Annotated in this window: 14 protein-coding genes and 1 other RNA gene; 4 read left to right on the top strand and 11 right to left on the bottom strand. The window is 36.2% G+C overall.

What is annotated here, in order from left to right:
* Window positions 1-262: 262 nt before the first annotated feature.
* Window positions 263-1,105: a DUF368 domain-containing protein gene (locus LG377_RS07605; protein ID WP_225744080.1), complete on the top strand. Its 843-nt coding sequence runs from the start codon at window positions 263-265 to the stop codon at window positions 1,103-1,105.
* A gap of 44 nt (window positions 1,106-1,149) precedes the next feature.
* Here LG377_RS07605 and LG377_RS07610 read toward each other — a convergent pair whose 3' ends face one another.
* Entirely contained in the window at window positions 1,150-1,659 is a 510-nt protein-coding gene (locus LG377_RS07610; RefSeq protein ID WP_225744081.1) for a GNAT family N-acetyltransferase, read from the bottom strand.
* A 204-nt stretch (window positions 1,660-1,863) separates the two neighbouring features.
* Window positions 1,864-2,628 (bottom strand): S9 family peptidase, encoded by a 765-nt coding sequence (locus LG377_RS07615; protein ID WP_225744082.1) that lies wholly within the window; start codon window positions 2,626-2,628, stop codon window positions 1,864-1,866.
* A gap of 189 nt (window positions 2,629-2,817) precedes the next feature.
* On the opposite strand from LG377_RS07615, the gene LG377_RS07620 reads away from it, so the two are divergent.
* Window positions 2,818-3,996 (top strand): IS256 family transposase, encoded by a 1,179-nt coding sequence (locus LG377_RS07620; protein ID WP_225744083.1) that lies wholly within the window; start codon window positions 2,818-2,820, stop codon window positions 3,994-3,996.
* 165 nt (window positions 3,997-4,161) lie between these two features.
* Here LG377_RS07620 and LG377_RS07625 read toward each other — a convergent pair whose 3' ends face one another.
* The 5 genes from LG377_RS07625 to LG377_RS07645 form a co-directional block, all read right to left on the bottom strand.
* Window positions 4,162-5,292 carry a class I SAM-dependent RNA methyltransferase gene (locus tag LG377_RS07625; RefSeq protein ID WP_225744084.1) on the bottom strand — a complete coding sequence of 377 codons (1,131 nt, stop codon included), beginning with the start codon at window positions 5,290-5,292 and terminating at the stop codon, window positions 4,162-4,164.
* Between the two features lie 22 nt (window positions 5,293-5,314).
* Window positions 5,315-5,743 carry a hypothetical protein gene (locus LG377_RS07630; RefSeq protein ID WP_225744085.1) on the bottom strand — a complete coding sequence of 143 codons (429 nt, stop codon included), beginning with the start codon at window positions 5,741-5,743 and terminating at the stop codon, window positions 5,315-5,317.
* Window positions 5,744-5,885: 142 nt separating this feature from the next.
* Window positions 5,886-6,262, bottom strand: an RNA gene (gene rnpB, locus LG377_RS07635) — RNase P RNA component class B.
* 19 nt (window positions 6,263-6,281) lie between these two features.
* Window positions 6,282-6,599, bottom strand: coding sequence for a cell division regulator GpsB (gpsB, locus tag LG377_RS07640; protein ID WP_305067555.1), 318 nt, complete (start codon window positions 6,597-6,599; stop codon window positions 6,282-6,284).
* Between the two features lie 116 nt (window positions 6,600-6,715).
* Window positions 6,716-7,270, bottom strand: a complete 555-nt coding sequence (locus tag LG377_RS07645; protein ID WP_225744648.1) for a DUF1273 domain-containing protein — start codon at window positions 7,268-7,270, stop codon at window positions 6,716-6,718.
* Window positions 7,271-7,351: 81 nt separating this feature from the next.
* Here LG377_RS07645 and recU point away from each other — a divergent pair, with 81 nt between their 5' ends.
* Together recU and LG377_RS07655 are read left to right on the top strand one after the other, a co-directional pair.
* Entirely contained in the window at window positions 7,352-7,978 is a 627-nt protein-coding gene (recU, locus tag LG377_RS07650) for a Holliday junction resolvase RecU (RefSeq protein ID WP_225744086.1), read from the top strand.
* 123 nt (window positions 7,979-8,101) lie between these two features.
* The gene (locus tag LG377_RS07655) at window positions 8,102-10,789 is read left to right on the top strand and encodes a transglycosylase domain-containing protein (protein WP_225744087.1); all 2,688 of its coding nucleotides are present in this window, start codon (window positions 8,102-8,104) and stop codon (window positions 10,787-10,789) included.
* Window positions 10,790-10,809: 20 nt separating this feature from the next.
* Here LG377_RS07655 and LG377_RS07660 read toward each other — a convergent pair whose 3' ends face one another.
* From LG377_RS07660 to LG377_RS07675, 4 genes are all read right to left on the bottom strand, one after another.
* Window positions 10,810-11,010 (bottom strand): hypothetical protein, encoded by a 201-nt coding sequence (locus LG377_RS07660; RefSeq protein WP_225744088.1) that lies wholly within the window; start codon window positions 11,008-11,010, stop codon window positions 10,810-10,812.
* A 247-nt stretch (window positions 11,011-11,257) separates the two neighbouring features.
* Window positions 11,258-12,472, bottom strand: a complete 1,215-nt coding sequence (locus tag LG377_RS07665) for an NADH:flavin oxidoreductase/NADH oxidase family protein (RefSeq protein ID WP_225744089.1) — start codon at window positions 12,470-12,472, stop codon at window positions 11,258-11,260.
* Window positions 12,473-12,476: 4 nt separating this feature from the next.
* Entirely contained in the window at window positions 12,477-13,322 is an 846-nt protein-coding gene (locus LG377_RS07670; protein WP_225744090.1) for an alpha/beta fold hydrolase, read from the bottom strand.
* Complete coding sequence (locus LG377_RS07675; protein ID WP_225744091.1) at window positions 13,322-14,344, bottom strand: NADP-dependent oxidoreductase; 1,023 nt, start codon at window positions 14,342-14,344, stop codon at window positions 13,322-13,324. Before LG377_RS07675 ends, LG377_RS07670 begins: the two co-directional genes overlap by 1 nt.
* Between the last annotated feature and the right edge of the window lie 16 nt (window positions 14,345-14,360).

Genomic DNA, 14,360 nt, shown 5'->3' on the forward strand with positions numbered 1-14,360 from the left:
GTATATATCCAAGCGGAAAAATCAAAATCTTTAACAATTGATTGCTCCGTTGTCGCATCGTCATCACTACTTTCCATGACTAACCTTCTTATCTACATGAAATTTTATTAATCTTAGTATAACAATGTTTTTCTACCAGTCAACTATGACTATCATAGACGACCAGATGTGTTGAAATATTAAATTATTCGTAAGTACCTGATTTGAATTGCTAATTAAAGAGCTATCATTTATGATTGGAAAATAATGGAGGTTAGCTAAATTGAAAAATGAATTAGTACAGTGGATCATTCGTTTTATAAAAGGTATATTTATCGGTTCAGGTGCTATTTTACCTGGCGTTAGCGGCGGCGCCTTAGCAGCAGTTTTTGGAATTTATGAAGAGATCATTCAGTTTATTTCCAATATTAAGAAAGAATTCAAAAGTAAATTGCTCTTCTTTTTACCTGTTGGACTTGGTGGCTTATTTGGAATCATCGTACTCGCCTATCCAATAGAATCCTTACTACGAAATCATCCCGTTTTCATTCTTTTGTTTTTCATGGGCTGTATCTTCGGTACTGTTCCCTTGCTTTATAGAAAAGCTAAGTTTCATGGACAGAAAAATTGGCATATTTACCTTACTGCTTTTACGGCTATTATTTCTTTTATTTTATTAGTCTCAGCCAACACCTTCTTGGATATACAAGTAGCCCAGACACCTGTGACGTGGATTATGGTAGGTTTTATTTTCGCTTTGGGTTTTATTGTACCAGGTCTAAGTCCTTCAAATTTTCTGATTTACATGAATCTCTATGAACCATTAACTCGCGGAATCAGTCGACTGGATTGGATGATATTATTACCTGTTGGGCTCGGTGCACTTGTATGTGTGATAGCTCTTTCCAAGTTGGTCAATCACTTGATGAATTTGTATTATACAACGATTTTTCACTTTATCTTGGGAATCGTGATCGCTTCAACCGTGATTATTTTTCCAAGTCAAAATCAATGGTCTCAACTATCTCTATACGGTCTAATTTTCTCAGTTGTATTATTTATAATTGGTTTACTTCTTGGACTATGGATGGGACGGCTAGAACTAAAACATAAGCCAGAGAATTAAAAAGAAGCCTGCATACAGTGATGTAGGCTTCTTAATCGTTTAAATTACTGGTTGAAGTTTTCTCTTAAAAGTCCCATAACATATCCGTTCGTATATGCACCTTTAATGAAATACTGTTGCTTTCTTTCTCCTTCGATTTCGAATCCCACTTTTTTATAGATATGAATGGCTTTTTCATTATAATCTACAACATCCAGTGAAATCTTGTTTAAGTTTAACTGATTGAAACCGTATTTGACCACTAATTCCGTAGAACGAGTAGCATATCCTTTTCCGTGATGGGAAGGATCTAACATGATTGCAAAAGTTGCACTTCTGTGGCGGGGATTAATATTAAACAGACTGGTATAGCCGATTTTCTGGTCTCCATCATAAATAATGAATTGTCTGATTGTATCACTTTTTTGATTGTCTTCATACTCTTTGAGCAATCGTTCTTTGGACGTATAGGCCTCAGCACACCAAAACTCCATAATATCTGGATTCTTTCTCATTTGATGCATAAAGTCTACATCTTCTTTTTCTACGGCTTTTAACCTTAATTCTTCACTCATAATAATCCTCCTATGATACATTTGTTGAAGTAAGTGATTCAAACAGTTTGATTTTTTTTACACTTCAAAAAGTCTTTATCTATTGATTCAATGCTACTTACTGTCCTGTATTACAAGTTTACCTGTCAAAACAAGCAAAGTAAAGAAAGACGCCGATTGTCTTAAACGTCACACATCATTGAAAGATCATTTCACTTTTTCTTTTTAAAAATATTGAAGAACACTTTTCCAGGCCTTAGAGGCTGGATTGACAACTCCAAAGTGCTCAATACCTGAGAGTCTGACTATCTCAATCTCCTCTCCCATTGCTTTTGCTTTAGTGTAGTAATCCGTACTAAGTTCGACCGGAACATGTCGATCCTCTGTACCGTGTATTAGAACCTGAGGAGTTCGAAGGGGTAGTAAATTTGCTGGCGAAGCTTTATCGTACCGATCTTGAAACGCTTCTACAGTGCCGCCAATTAATTCCAAAACTGGACTTATTAATGGTTTCTGGCTATTATGAATAAGTAGCATATGTTCTAGATCAGTTACACCCGCGAGACTAATGACTTTTTTTATAGGTACCTTTAGCTCGATAGTTTCATCTGTGAATTTATCATTTGACGATGCCCATAATGCTAGATGACCTCCAGCTGAATGTCCTATCAAAGTTACCCCCTTAGTAAGCTCTAAATCGTATAAACTCTTTAACTGAGTAAGATGATTAATAGCTGCAATAATATCCAAAAAAGTTCCCGGCCATCCGCCACCAGTTTCTCCTACGCGTCTGTATTCAATATTCCAGACAGCATATCCTCGCTTACTCAGATCCACTGCTAGGTCATTATTCTCATCCAAATGATATTTTGATTTCCAGAAACCTCCATGAATGCTAACAATGACCGGCCAAGGTCCTGAAGTTTCAGGTAGATGTAATTCGCCAAACTGTGAAACATGTTCACCATATGTAAATTTAATTTTTCCCATTTTTTTGCCTCCTCTAAATAAATCTATCTTCAAAATTAAACCAACAATTTTACATTAATTTATATTTTTATCTCATTATAAAGCAACTACTTCGATAAAGTCCATATAATTGTGTAAAAAGAAAGGCCATATGATCGCCTGTGCGGTACAATGTTTTTAACCACTAAAAACATACCTGGAGGCAATCATATGACCCAACATCTACAGATTAACCTAGAACCGAAACAGATACAAGCATTAATTGAGAATAGTGTGAAAGACGATGCTTCAAAGCTGATTTTAACGACCGTCTTTAACCAATTAATGGAGCACCAACGAACAGAATTTATTCAGGCTGAGGGTTACGAACGATCCGAGAATCGAACGGGACAGCGAAATGGCTACTACGAAAGAGCATTGACAACACGCGTAGGAACGTTGGAACTTAAGGTTCCAAGGACAAGAGATGGTGTCTTTTCTCCGACTGTTTTTGAGCGGTATCAACGAAATGAAAAAGCATTGCTAGCTTCTATGCTAGAGATGTATGTATCAGGTGTCTCCACTCGTAAAGTCTCTCAGATCGTAGAAGAATTGTGTGGAAAATCGGTCTCTAAGTCCTTTGTTTCTTCTCTGACCGCTCAATTAGATCCGATCGTTAAAGAATGGCAGAATCGAACCCTGACAGGAACGAAGTTCCCTTACCTCATGGTAGACGTTCTCTACATAAAAGCACGAGTAGAACAGCGCGTCCTTTCTCAAAGCTGCCATATTGCTATAGGGATTACAGAAGAAGGCGATCGCCAGATCATTGGCATTATGCTTCAAAATGAAGAAAGTCATGAAACCTGGTCAAATTTTTTCGACTATCTGAAAAACAGAGGACTATCAGGAATCAAGCTCGTGATTTCTGATGCGCATAAAGGACTTGTGTCAGCTATTCAAACTTCCTTCACTCATGCTTCATGGCAGCGATGTCAGGTTCACTTTATGCGAAACATTTTAAGTACAGCTCCTAAGAAAGGTTCTAAACCCTTTCGAGAAGCAGTCAAAGAGATCTTCAAATTCTCAGATATTCATTTAGCCCGTAAGGCTAAAAATGCGTTGGTTGAAGAATACGCTGATCAAGTAAAGTATCAAAAGGCCTGTAGAACACTAGATGAAGGTTTCGAAGATGCCTTCCAGTACACTGTTTTAGGCAAAAGCCATAACCGATTGAAGAGCACAAATTTACTCGAACGATTGAATGAGGAAGTCAGACGGAGAGAAAAAGTCATCCGTATTTTCCCCAATACTGCTTCAGCCAATCGCTTAATTGGAGCCGTCCTGATGGACGTGCATGAAAACTGGATCAGTTCTCCGAGAAAATATATCCAGTTTGAATCAAACTAATCAGACTAAAACAAAGTATCGTACATTTTACACAGAAATCTGGACTTGACTACTACTTCAGTTATTTTAATCCCTTATCAATAGAAAAGCTTCTAATCTAAAAACATTAAAAGACCACTTTCTCAAATTTTCATTTTGAGAAAGTGGTCTTTGTTTAACGCATTTTTATTTTCTTTTTCCCCAATATTGGAAATAATCTGTTCTAAGATATCCGTTATAGAGTTTTCGCTTCTTAGTCGCTCTTTCTCCGTAATGCGTTTCAAAGTCCAAATCACTTGTAATGATATATTTACTCCAAGTTTTAAGAGGTTTGAACGCTTTACCCATATCACGATATATCTGAGCTGCTTGTTCCGGATCGCCTAAACGTTCACCATAAGGAGGATTAGCTACAATCACACCAAATTCTTTATCTGTTGTAAAATCAGCAACTTGCATCTGTTTGAATCTGACACTATGAGAAAGCCCCGCTTCCATAGCATTTTCTTTCGCGATCTCAATCATACTATGGTCAATATCTGTACCCAGTATATCTAATTCTGCGTCATAATCAGCTTGATCTTCAGCATCTTGTCTCACTTTTGCCCACATTTCTTCAGGCATCCAGTCCCACTCTTCGCATAAGAAAGAACGATTGAATCCAGGAGCAATATTGTGACCAATCAATGCTGCTTCAATGGCAATCGTACCAGATCCACATACTGGATCTACAAATGGACGATCTTTTCTCCATGTTGTCAGCATAACTAGAGCTGCCGCCATATTTTCCTTAAGCGGTGCGCCACCTTTATCAGAACGATAGCCACGTTTGAAAAGACTTGGACCTGTCGTATCAATCGTCAATAATACTTTATCTTTCAAAATCGATACTTCGATTGGAACTTTCGCGCCACTTTCTGGAAGCATACCACTTCTGTGATAAACATCTTTGATCTTATCTGCAATAGCTTTGTTTACGATTCTCTGTACATCAGGCACACTATAAAGCGTTGATTTATGAGACTTTCCAGAAACTGGGAAAGCTGAATCAATTGATAAGAAATCATCCCAAGGCAATGCTTTTGTTTGCTCAAACAAGTCATCAAATGTGGTAGCCTCAAACTCTCCAACAATGATTTTGACTCGGTCAGCCGTTCTTAACCACAAATTGGTTTTCGCAATGTCTTCTTTTTCACCTTCGAAACGTGCACGACTGTTTTCTACTTCAACCTTATATCCCATGTCTTTTAATTCTTTACCAACCAGCGCTTCAATCCCGCTAGCTGCTGTTGCTAAAAGTTTATACGTCAAGTTCATCCCTACTTTCATTTCATTTGTTTTAAAGTATTGTTCCGATACTGACTGCGATTACTACTAGATATATGTAAGGCGCAATGTCAGAAATTTTTTTCCGTTCAACTAATTCTTTTGAGCTGCTTGCTTTTAGTAACGTAATCATTCGAGTAAGCAATTCAACTACTAGTAAAAGCAGCATCACAAGTGTAAAATATCTCGTTATTGGTACGGTAAAATTCATCCATAAACTAATCAAAGTATAACCGAATAAGAGGACAAATTGAAATAATACTATTCTGATAACAACTCCTTTTTTCTTAGATAGTTCGTTTCCAAACATAGTATCCATTAAGTTTTCGGTCGCAACTGTTTGACTTAATTTCTCAGACTTTGACTTAGCTCTGTTCATACTGATCATAATACCCACTAATACACCATACAGTACCATTGGAATAACAAAAAGTTCTTTCATACCTCGATCCCTTCATACATAAAAATGCAAAAAATAAATCCTCCCTATTCGGGGAGGATAGCTCCTGAATCAAAATGATGTTTGTTTATCTAGCAGCTTCTCAAAAGAAAAGCTGCTACACATCATAAACAAATGTGCAAATCACTATAAGCCATGTTCTGTCTAGAGAAAATGATCAGGCCGTTTTCTCAGAGATAATCATCTGTCTGCAATTTAAAATTGCCTCTTCCCTCTGTTCATTTCCAGGAGAAAAGTGCCCCTACCATAAGTTTGGGTTGCTCACTCGAGGGGTTTACCGCGTTCCACCAGTAGCGTTTCCCCTACTGCTTCGTCACTGTGGCACTTTCAAGAATACTCAAGCATAGCTTAAACCTTAGCTCTTTTTTCTGCCGTCATCTACTCGTGAGAATAGAGCCGTAGCTTATTTTTTCGCTACGCACGAACACTACAAACATCTCAGTTTGTGTGAGCATGGACTTTCCTCACATTGTTTGAAACAACGTGCGATTATCCATGATTTGCACATTTATTTAACTTTCTACTCGTCGTCTAGTTTAGAACCGAATACGTGTCTTTCAAGATTAGATAGTCTTTTAAGAATATCAAAATTTGTAACAGATGAACCATTTGAGTTTTGACCTTGTGGTTTAGCTGCGACTTGTTTAGAAAATTCGTCTAACTTATCCATTAAGCGGTCATTTTCTGTTTTCAACTGGCTGATTTCGCTTTGGAAAGATTCATAATCACGAATCACGACATCTAGAAATTCATCTACTTCAGTCTGGTTATACCCACGCATAGTTGTTTTAAAGTCTTTTTCAACAATCTCTTTTTGAGTTAATTCTCTATTCATCATTTTTGCACCCCTAGTTCCTCGGTTACTTTTAACCTGTTTAAGGTAAATCTTGTATAAAAAAGTGAAATCTGTCACTTTGTAATCTAATTGTACCAAATTATCAGAATAAATAAAAGCTAGCTTTCAAAATGATTTTCTTCATAGTCAGTAACAAAAGACTGAAGTTCATCAAATTCAATAAAATCAATCTCATAAGACTGTGTCTCTTTGTATCCATTTATCATATCTAGCAAGAACTTTGGCTTACCTTCCTTCTCTGAATCATAAAAAAGTAAACACCCTTCAGTATGATCAATAAGAAATTGCTGATTCCCTTTTAATTGCGAAGGATTCTGGTAAGGTTGACTAGAAGTAAAGTTGCTGTAGTCTGCTTTAGCGATGACTTGATCAAAAACGGCTCTATTGCCTTCTTTCCAATTTTCAGCATATCCTGCATGCGGCAACAAGACACCTAATTTAATATCATAAGTTTCTCTTAACTCTATAACGATTTCGCCAACCCATAATTCTGTTCCCAATTGCGCGCTGATCAGGACCCACTCTAATCCAGTATCGATGTATTCAAGTAGACGAGATTTCAAGTATGCCTTTATATAAAATAGCTTAGGATCTTTATCATTGAATATACCAAGTTCATAAGATCTGTAGCCACTTACGTATAAATTTTTGATAAAATTTCACACCTTTCTTCCCAAACCGTTCATTTGTTTGGTATTATACTAGTTGATCACTCTTAAAGGAGCGTGAGCACAATGAATATTAAGTATCCTAACGGTCAGTCTTATCAGGTTAATGTTGACAAAGTACAAGCAAAAAAGCAAGCGAAAACTAAAAAAACAACTTACAGTAATCGTGGTATGACATTGGAAAATGATCTAAATGTGACCAATGAACAATACTTAGCTAAAGGTTTAGCTGTTATTCATAAAAAGCCTATTCCGATCCAAGTTGTTAACGTAAATTACCCTAAAAGAAGTGCTGCCAAAATTACGGAAGCTTATTACCAGAAAGCTTCAACAACCGATTATAACGGTGTTTATAAAGGCTTTTATTTAGATTTTGAAGCTAAAGAAACAAAAAACAAAACGAGTTTTCCATTAAAGAACTTCCATGAACACCAAATTCTTCATATGAAAGCCTGCTGTGACCAGAAAGCGATTTGTTTTATTCTTTTGAGGTTTAGTTCATTGAATCGTGTATTTGTTCTACCTTTTGATAAGCTGCACTGGTGGTGGAATCAGCAATCTGAAGAAAAAGGGAAAAAATCGATTCCTTTAAAGCAAATTGAATTAGAAGGCATAGAAATAAATTATGGGTTTTCACCACGTCTACCTTATCTCGATGCGGTTGATCAAATGATCCAATCAAACTTTTCTTAATATTTCTTCTGTATAGTGAAACTAAAGCTTTATATATATTGCAAATTCCGACTAGCATCAAATAAATGATAGCCATTATCTTAGATGCTTCAATGAACATTTCGAACAGTAAAGGAGAAACTTATGTCTGATCAAAACATGTCTCGTACCCAAAATAAGCAGAAAAATAAACAAAACAAAAGACAGAATAAAAAACAGCCAAAGAAAACTGGAAAAAAGAAATCTTGGTTTAAGAGGATTTTTCTTTCTTTGGTCTTACTATTTCTTTTAGCCATTGTTGCCGGAGGTGGACTTTTCGCTTATTACGCTTCCAGTGCTCCAGAAATCACCAATGAAAACTTAAACGGTGACTTTTCAACCGATCTTCTAGCTTCTAACGGCGAAGTCTTTTATACGTTAGGTGCAGAAAATCGTGATTATGCTTCTGCAGAAGATTATCCAGAAGTCATGAAAGAAGCCATGACTGCGATTGAAGATCAAAACTTTTATAATCACTTTGGTATCGATCCAGTTGGTATCGCTCGAGCAGCTGTGGGCTTTGTAACCAACAAAGGACGTATTTCCGGTGGTGGTAGTACCTTGACTCAGCAACTGGTCAAGCTTTCTGTATTTTCAACTGCTAGAGAAGATCAAACGTTGAGAAGAAAAGCTCAAGAAGCATGGCTAGCCATTCAACTTGAACGTGAACTCTCAAAAGAACAAATCCTTACACTCTATATGAATAAAATCAATTTAGGCGGTAATGTTTATGGGATCTCCACTGCTGCTGAAGAATACTATGACAAGCCAGTCTCTGAACTAGAAGTTCAAGAAGCAGCGCTTTTTGCTGGGATGGCTCAAGCTCCCAACCGTTATAATCCTTATGTAGATCCTGAGGCAGCTGAAAATCGTCGTAACGTTGTACTGAATGTTATGCGGGATGAAGGCCATATTACTGCTCAAGAAGCAGAAACAGCTAAAGCGATCCCTGTTACTGAAGGATTGAAAGATCGTACGGAAGAAGAACAAAATAATCAAGTATTTGATAGTTATCTAGTTGAAGTATTAGATGAAACTAGAAGAAAAACCGGTTTAGATCCACAAACTGCTGGATTAACGATTCAAACAAATATTGATATGGACGCACAACAAGCTGCCTTTGATGTAGCAAACACAAATGATTATGTGGCTTTTCCAGATGACGAAGTTCAAACTGCGATGTCTTTAATTGACGTTAACACAGGACAAGTGAAAGCACTTGTCGGAGGTCGTTTGCAAGAAGGACAGTTATTGACAAACAGAACGACTCAGACTGATCGTCAAACTGGATCAACCATTAAACCTTTAACGACTTACGGTCCTGCAATTGAATCCAAACAGTTTTCGACTTATCATCAATTAGTGGATGAAGAATGGAATTACCCTGACGGCTCACCCCTTAGAAATTATGATGGTCGCTACAAAGGACAAATTAGTATGCGTGAAGCTTTAGTAGATTCACGAAATATCCCAACTGCTCGATTGTTTACTGAGGAGTTGGAAATGTCAGATATTGAACAGTTTTTAACAAGCGTGGGTATTAATCCTGCAGAGATTTCTGATTCTTCTGAACCTGTTCCTTCAAATGCCATTAGTGGAAAGATTTCCGGTTTGCAATTAGCGGCTTCATACTCAGCCTTTGCAAATGGTGGTAACTATACAGAGCCTTACACGGTTTCTAAAGTAACCACTCAAGATGGTCAAGAAATTGATTTAACACCAGAAACCAACAAAGCGATGTCTGATTATACGGCTTATATGATAACGGATATGCTTAAAGATGTTGCTGAAAATTACAATAGTACAGTCGGCATTCCTGGTGTACCTCAAGCAGGTAAGACCGGAACGACAAACTACCCCACTGATAAGATTGAAGAACTAAATATTCCTTCAGATGCAGTTCCTGACTCATGGTATGTTGGCTATACTTCTAACTACTCGCTATCTGTCTGGACCGGTTATGACAAGCAATATGAACAAGGTAACTGGTTGAGCAACAATGATGGTACAAGGCAATTGCCAAGAGACATCTATCAAGCTCTGATGAGCCAAGTTTCTCAAGGTTTAGATAATACGGACTGGACTAAACCCTCTTCTGTATCTGAAGTTAGAGTTGAAGCTGGTTCAAACCCAGCTAAATTACCTGGACCAAATGCACCAACAAGTTCAATCGTAACGGAATTATTTGTAGCTGGTACTGAACCGTCTTCTATCTCGACTTCATTTGGTGAAGAACTATCTGCACCAAGCGGACTAAACGCAAGTTATAATGAAGAAGCTAACGAAGTCACCATTAATTGGAACGACTATCAGTTAACAAATGAAGAAGAAACACTTGCTTACCTTCTAACTGTAAATGGTCAAGAGATCAGTACGGGTGAAACATCTTATACAGTTTCTGAACCAGATCCTGGAACGATGCAAATCAGTCTTTCTGTTCAGGCATACGGTCAAACTGGACCTGCCGCTACAACGACTCTTACGATTTCAGAAGCTGAGGAAGAAGAGCCGGATGAAGACGAAGAAGAAGAACCTGAAAAGCCCGAGGAAGATACTGAAGAACCAGTTGAAGACGAAGAGGATACTGAAGAAGACACCGAAGACGTTCCTGATCCTCAAGATGATGATGCAGAACCAGAAGAACCCGCTAATAACGGTGGAAATAATAACCAAAACAACGGCAATAACGGGAACAATGGAAACAATAACTCAGGAAATAACGGGAATAATAACGGTGATTCTGATGAAGAAGATACCACTACCCCACCTGAAGAAGATTCAGAAAATGAATAAACAAAAAGGTAGCCCGAGTGCTACCTTTTTTCGTCTTCCTCTTCAGTTGAATTCTTAAATAATGGTTTTCCACGTAATGCTTTTATTGCTAAAAACATGGTCCAGATACCACATAAAAAACCAACTCCACCTATAATAGGGTCAAGGAAAAACGCATATCCGCCTAGAAGAACTAAAAGAATTCCAATGCCTAACATCACTTTACTTTTATTTTTGCTCATCTTTATCTTTCTCTCTTTAAATTACTATATTTTCATTTCGAATAATTCAATACTAAATGATTTAGAAGCAGATTTCAACAAACTCATTCATTATCACCCTTAGGCATTGACTTGTAACTTTACTTTATATATGAGAATGATTTTACCAAATAAATAAGAAAAGCAATGTGCACTAGTAAACATTGCTTTTCTTATTTATGATTACCTACATCTGAATTATCCATTAACATTTATTTGATTTATATGTTTACTCTCTTAAACGAGTTAAGGCAGTCTTGCCATGTTGGCTAAAACTAGATAATAAAGGAAGCCATGCATTTTTCTTTATTATGATACTTTTATTATTGCCAATTCTTTTCATTTGTTGATTGTAATAACTATTTGCTAATATTGGGCCTAGCGCTTTGTCCATATTTTTAATACCGGTAGTTAATCTTGGGAGAGTGATATTCGAAAAATCATTGCTTTTAATATCATTAACAATGTTTGGTTTCAATATAAACGGTCTTGCCATTCCTATAAAGTCCGTATTATTTTGAATAATTACATCTTCCATTGATGCTACAGAGCGAAAGCCACCGGTAACGACAATAGGCGTGCTCACTTCTTTTTTTAATAAGGATGCATAACTAATAAAATAAGGTGCTGCTTCTTTGTGGCTACCAGCCATTTTAGGATCTTCATAGTTACCACCAGATATCTCTATCAAGTCTATCTTTAACTCATTTAGCTTTTTAGCAACGTCAATAAAATCTTCTTTCGAAAATCCTCCAACTTTAAAGTCTTCTGAATTAAGTTTTAAACTTATATTAAAGTCTTCACCTAATTCAGTTCTTATTCCTTCATAAATTTCAACTAATATTCTCATTCTATTTTGGCTGGAACCACCATACTTATCCGTTCGTTGGTTTTCGATAGGTGATAGAAATTGATTTACTAAGTAGCCATGTGCTGCATGTATTTGAACACCAGTAAACCCTGCTTCTTGAGCAAGGACAGCACTTGTTATAAATTGCTGAACTATCGCTTTAATTTCCACTTCATGTAATGCTCTTGACTGGTTAAATCCTTTTGCGATTGACCCTTTCATTGCTACACCACTTGGTGAAACAGGTTGCTTAGTTAAAGATTTAGGTGACTGCTTTCCTGGATGATTCAATTGCATCCAAATTTCAGTATTATTTACTTTCCCAGCTCGTGCCCATTCTTTAAATTTTTCTAAATGTGATGCACTTTCTAAAATTACATTGCCAGGTTCACCAATATGATTACTATCCACCATCACATTGCCAGTTACTAAAATACCTGCGCCGCCCTGTGCCCATTTTTTATACAAATTAATCAACGTAGGCGTTGGAACGCCTGTTTTAGTAGCTAATGTCTCGCTCATTGCTGATTTAAAAAACCTATTCTTAGTAATATTACCGTTAGGTAATGTTTTTTCTTGAAATAAAACAGACAAACCATCACTCTCCTATAAATTCATTTACACTTTCACAAAAATCTACTGGCTCTTGGAATAAAGAACCGTGTCCAGCATTTTGATATATCTTTATCTCTGAATATGAAATTTCATCTGCCAACATAAAGCTATTTTGAGTAGGTACCATCTTATCATTGTCTCCGTTGACAATGAGCGTAGGCATATCAATATAATTTAAAGACTCTCTATTCGCATTACCCCATTTTTTTATCGCCTTTAATTGTTTGATGTATGGAGGTAATGTTATTTTTTTATCTCTATTTATTTTTCTTTCTTTTAACCTTTTAAGATATTCAGTTGCTTTAGTTCTGCCAATATCATCTTGGTTGAAAAATAAATAATACTTAGGATCTTTAGCGTGAAGTATTGCTTTGAAGCTTAATTTATTAGCAATTGGAATGATTTTTTCTATACCTTCTCCACCTCTTGGTCCTGTCCCTACTAAGATGAGCTTATCTATCTTTTCAGAAGCAATTTTTACTAACTCTTGAGCAACCATTCCACCCATCGAAAGCCCTAGAACATTAATGGTATTCAATTGCAGTGCATCTATAAATTCTAAAACGTCTTCTGCCATTTCTTCTATCGTATTAGGAACTTTTCCTTTAGATAATCCGACGCCCTTGTTGTCAAATACAATCACTCTATATTTTTCACTTAAAGCATTAATAAGTTTCGGGTCCCAATTATCCATCGTCGCAGCTAGATGTGTCAGTAATAGTAGGGTTTTATTATTACCTTGTCCTAAAATTCTGTAGGCGTATTGTGTATTTTTTTTAGATGTTACAAATTCATTAGGTACATTTTGATATGTTAATGGTTTCATCATTAGACATATCCTTGTGTCTCATCAATTTTTAATAAAACCTTACCATTTGTATGATGATTAAATGTGTAGTCTAATGCTTTATTGATTTCGTTTATTGTAAATACTTGATCATCTACGTCTGGAATAATGTGATCACTTTCGATAATTTTACTTAGTGCTTTCAGTTGTTCACCATCAGAACGTACAAAAATGAAGCGATAATCTATAGATTTTTGTTTGGCTTTTTTATCAAATTTTTTACCTGCAATTGTAAATAACGTCTTTTTAAACATTGAGAAATCATTTTTTTCAGCAAAGTGCTTATTGGGCGCGTTAATTAAACTGACTATTGTTCCTCCTGGTTTCATTACGGATAATTCTTTATCGAATTCGTTAGCACCTAGGGTATCAATCACATAATCCACATTAGATAAAGTGTCCCAATAATTTTCGCTCTTATAATCTATATATTGATCTACACCTTTTGCGATAAATTGTTCTCTTAACCTTGGACTACCAGAAACAATTACTTTTAAACCTAAATTTTTCGCTATTGGAACAGCCATTTGTCCAAAACTACCCGATCCACCTGGAATAAATAATGTCTTTCCAGATTCAGCCTGTAATTCTTCAGTAATTGCTTGATATGCTGTTAAACCTGTTAATGGCACTGCTGCTCCTGTTTTAAGACTTAAATTGTTTGGTAATTTAGAAATAGCATTAGCATCAACGGCAACATATTCTGCAAATGCACCTATCTTATCGATTGGTAGTCGGCTGTAAATTTCGTCGCCTATTTGGTAGTCTTTCACCTCACTGCCAATTTTAGTAACAACGCCTGTCAATTCATTTCCTAAAGTTACAGGCATTTTATAATCTTGTATTAATTTTAAACTTCCAGTTATAATCAACTTTTCTAAAGGATTAATAGCTGCATAAGCAACTTTCACTAATACTTCATTAGGCTTAATTTCTGGAACTTCTATGTCTCTAACCTTTACTTCTAAATTTTTATTATATTTTTCAATTTGTACAGCTTTCATTTAGCCACTCCTCTTT

The organism is Marinilactibacillus sp. Marseille-P9653, assembly GCF_916618885.1.
Lineage (GTDB): Bacteria > Bacillota > Bacilli > Lactobacillales > Carnobacteriaceae_A > Marinilactibacillus.

What these genes read in the sequence shown, in the direction of transcription:
- LG377_RS07630 (WP_225744085.1), bottom strand. Translation starts at nt 5,743, where the DNA reads ATGAAAGAACTTTTTGTTATTCCAATGGTACTGTATGGTGTATTAGTG.
- gpsB (WP_305067555.1), bottom strand. Translation starts at nt 6,599, where the DNA reads ATGATGAATAGAGAATTAACTCAAAAAGAGATTGTTGAAAAAGACTTT.
- recU (WP_225744086.1), top strand. Translation starts at nt 7,352, where the DNA reads ATGAATATTAAGTATCCTAACGGTCAGTCTTATCAGGTTAATGTTGAC.
- LG377_RS07660 (WP_225744088.1), bottom strand. Translation starts at nt 11,010, where the DNA reads ATGAGCAAAAATAAAAGTAAAGTGATGTTAGGCATTGGAATTCTTTTA.
- LG377_RS07610 (WP_225744081.1), bottom strand. Translation starts at nt 1,659, where the DNA reads ATGAGTGAAGAATTAAGGTTAAAAGCCGTAGAAAAAGAAGATGTAGAC.
- LG377_RS07625 (WP_225744084.1), bottom strand. Translation starts at nt 5,292, where the DNA reads ATGAACTTGACGTATAAACTTTTAGCAACAGCAGCTAGCGGGATTGAA.
- LG377_RS07670 (WP_225744090.1), bottom strand. Translation starts at nt 13,322, where the DNA reads ATGATGAAACCATTAACATATCAAAATGTACCTAATGAATTTGTAACA.
- LG377_RS07655 (WP_225744087.1), top strand. Translation starts at nt 8,102, where the DNA reads ATGTCTGATCAAAACATGTCTCGTACCCAAAATAAGCAGAAAAATAAA.
- LG377_RS07675 (WP_225744091.1), bottom strand. Translation starts at nt 14,344, where the DNA reads ATGAAAGCTGTACAAATTGAAAAATATAATAAAAATTTAGAAGTAAAG.
- LG377_RS07615 (WP_225744082.1), bottom strand. Translation starts at nt 2,628, where the DNA reads ATGGGAAAAATTAAATTTACATATGGTGAACATGTTTCACAGTTTGGC.
- LG377_RS07620 (WP_225744083.1), top strand. Translation starts at nt 2,818, where the DNA reads ATGACCCAACATCTACAGATTAACCTAGAACCGAAACAGATACAAGCA.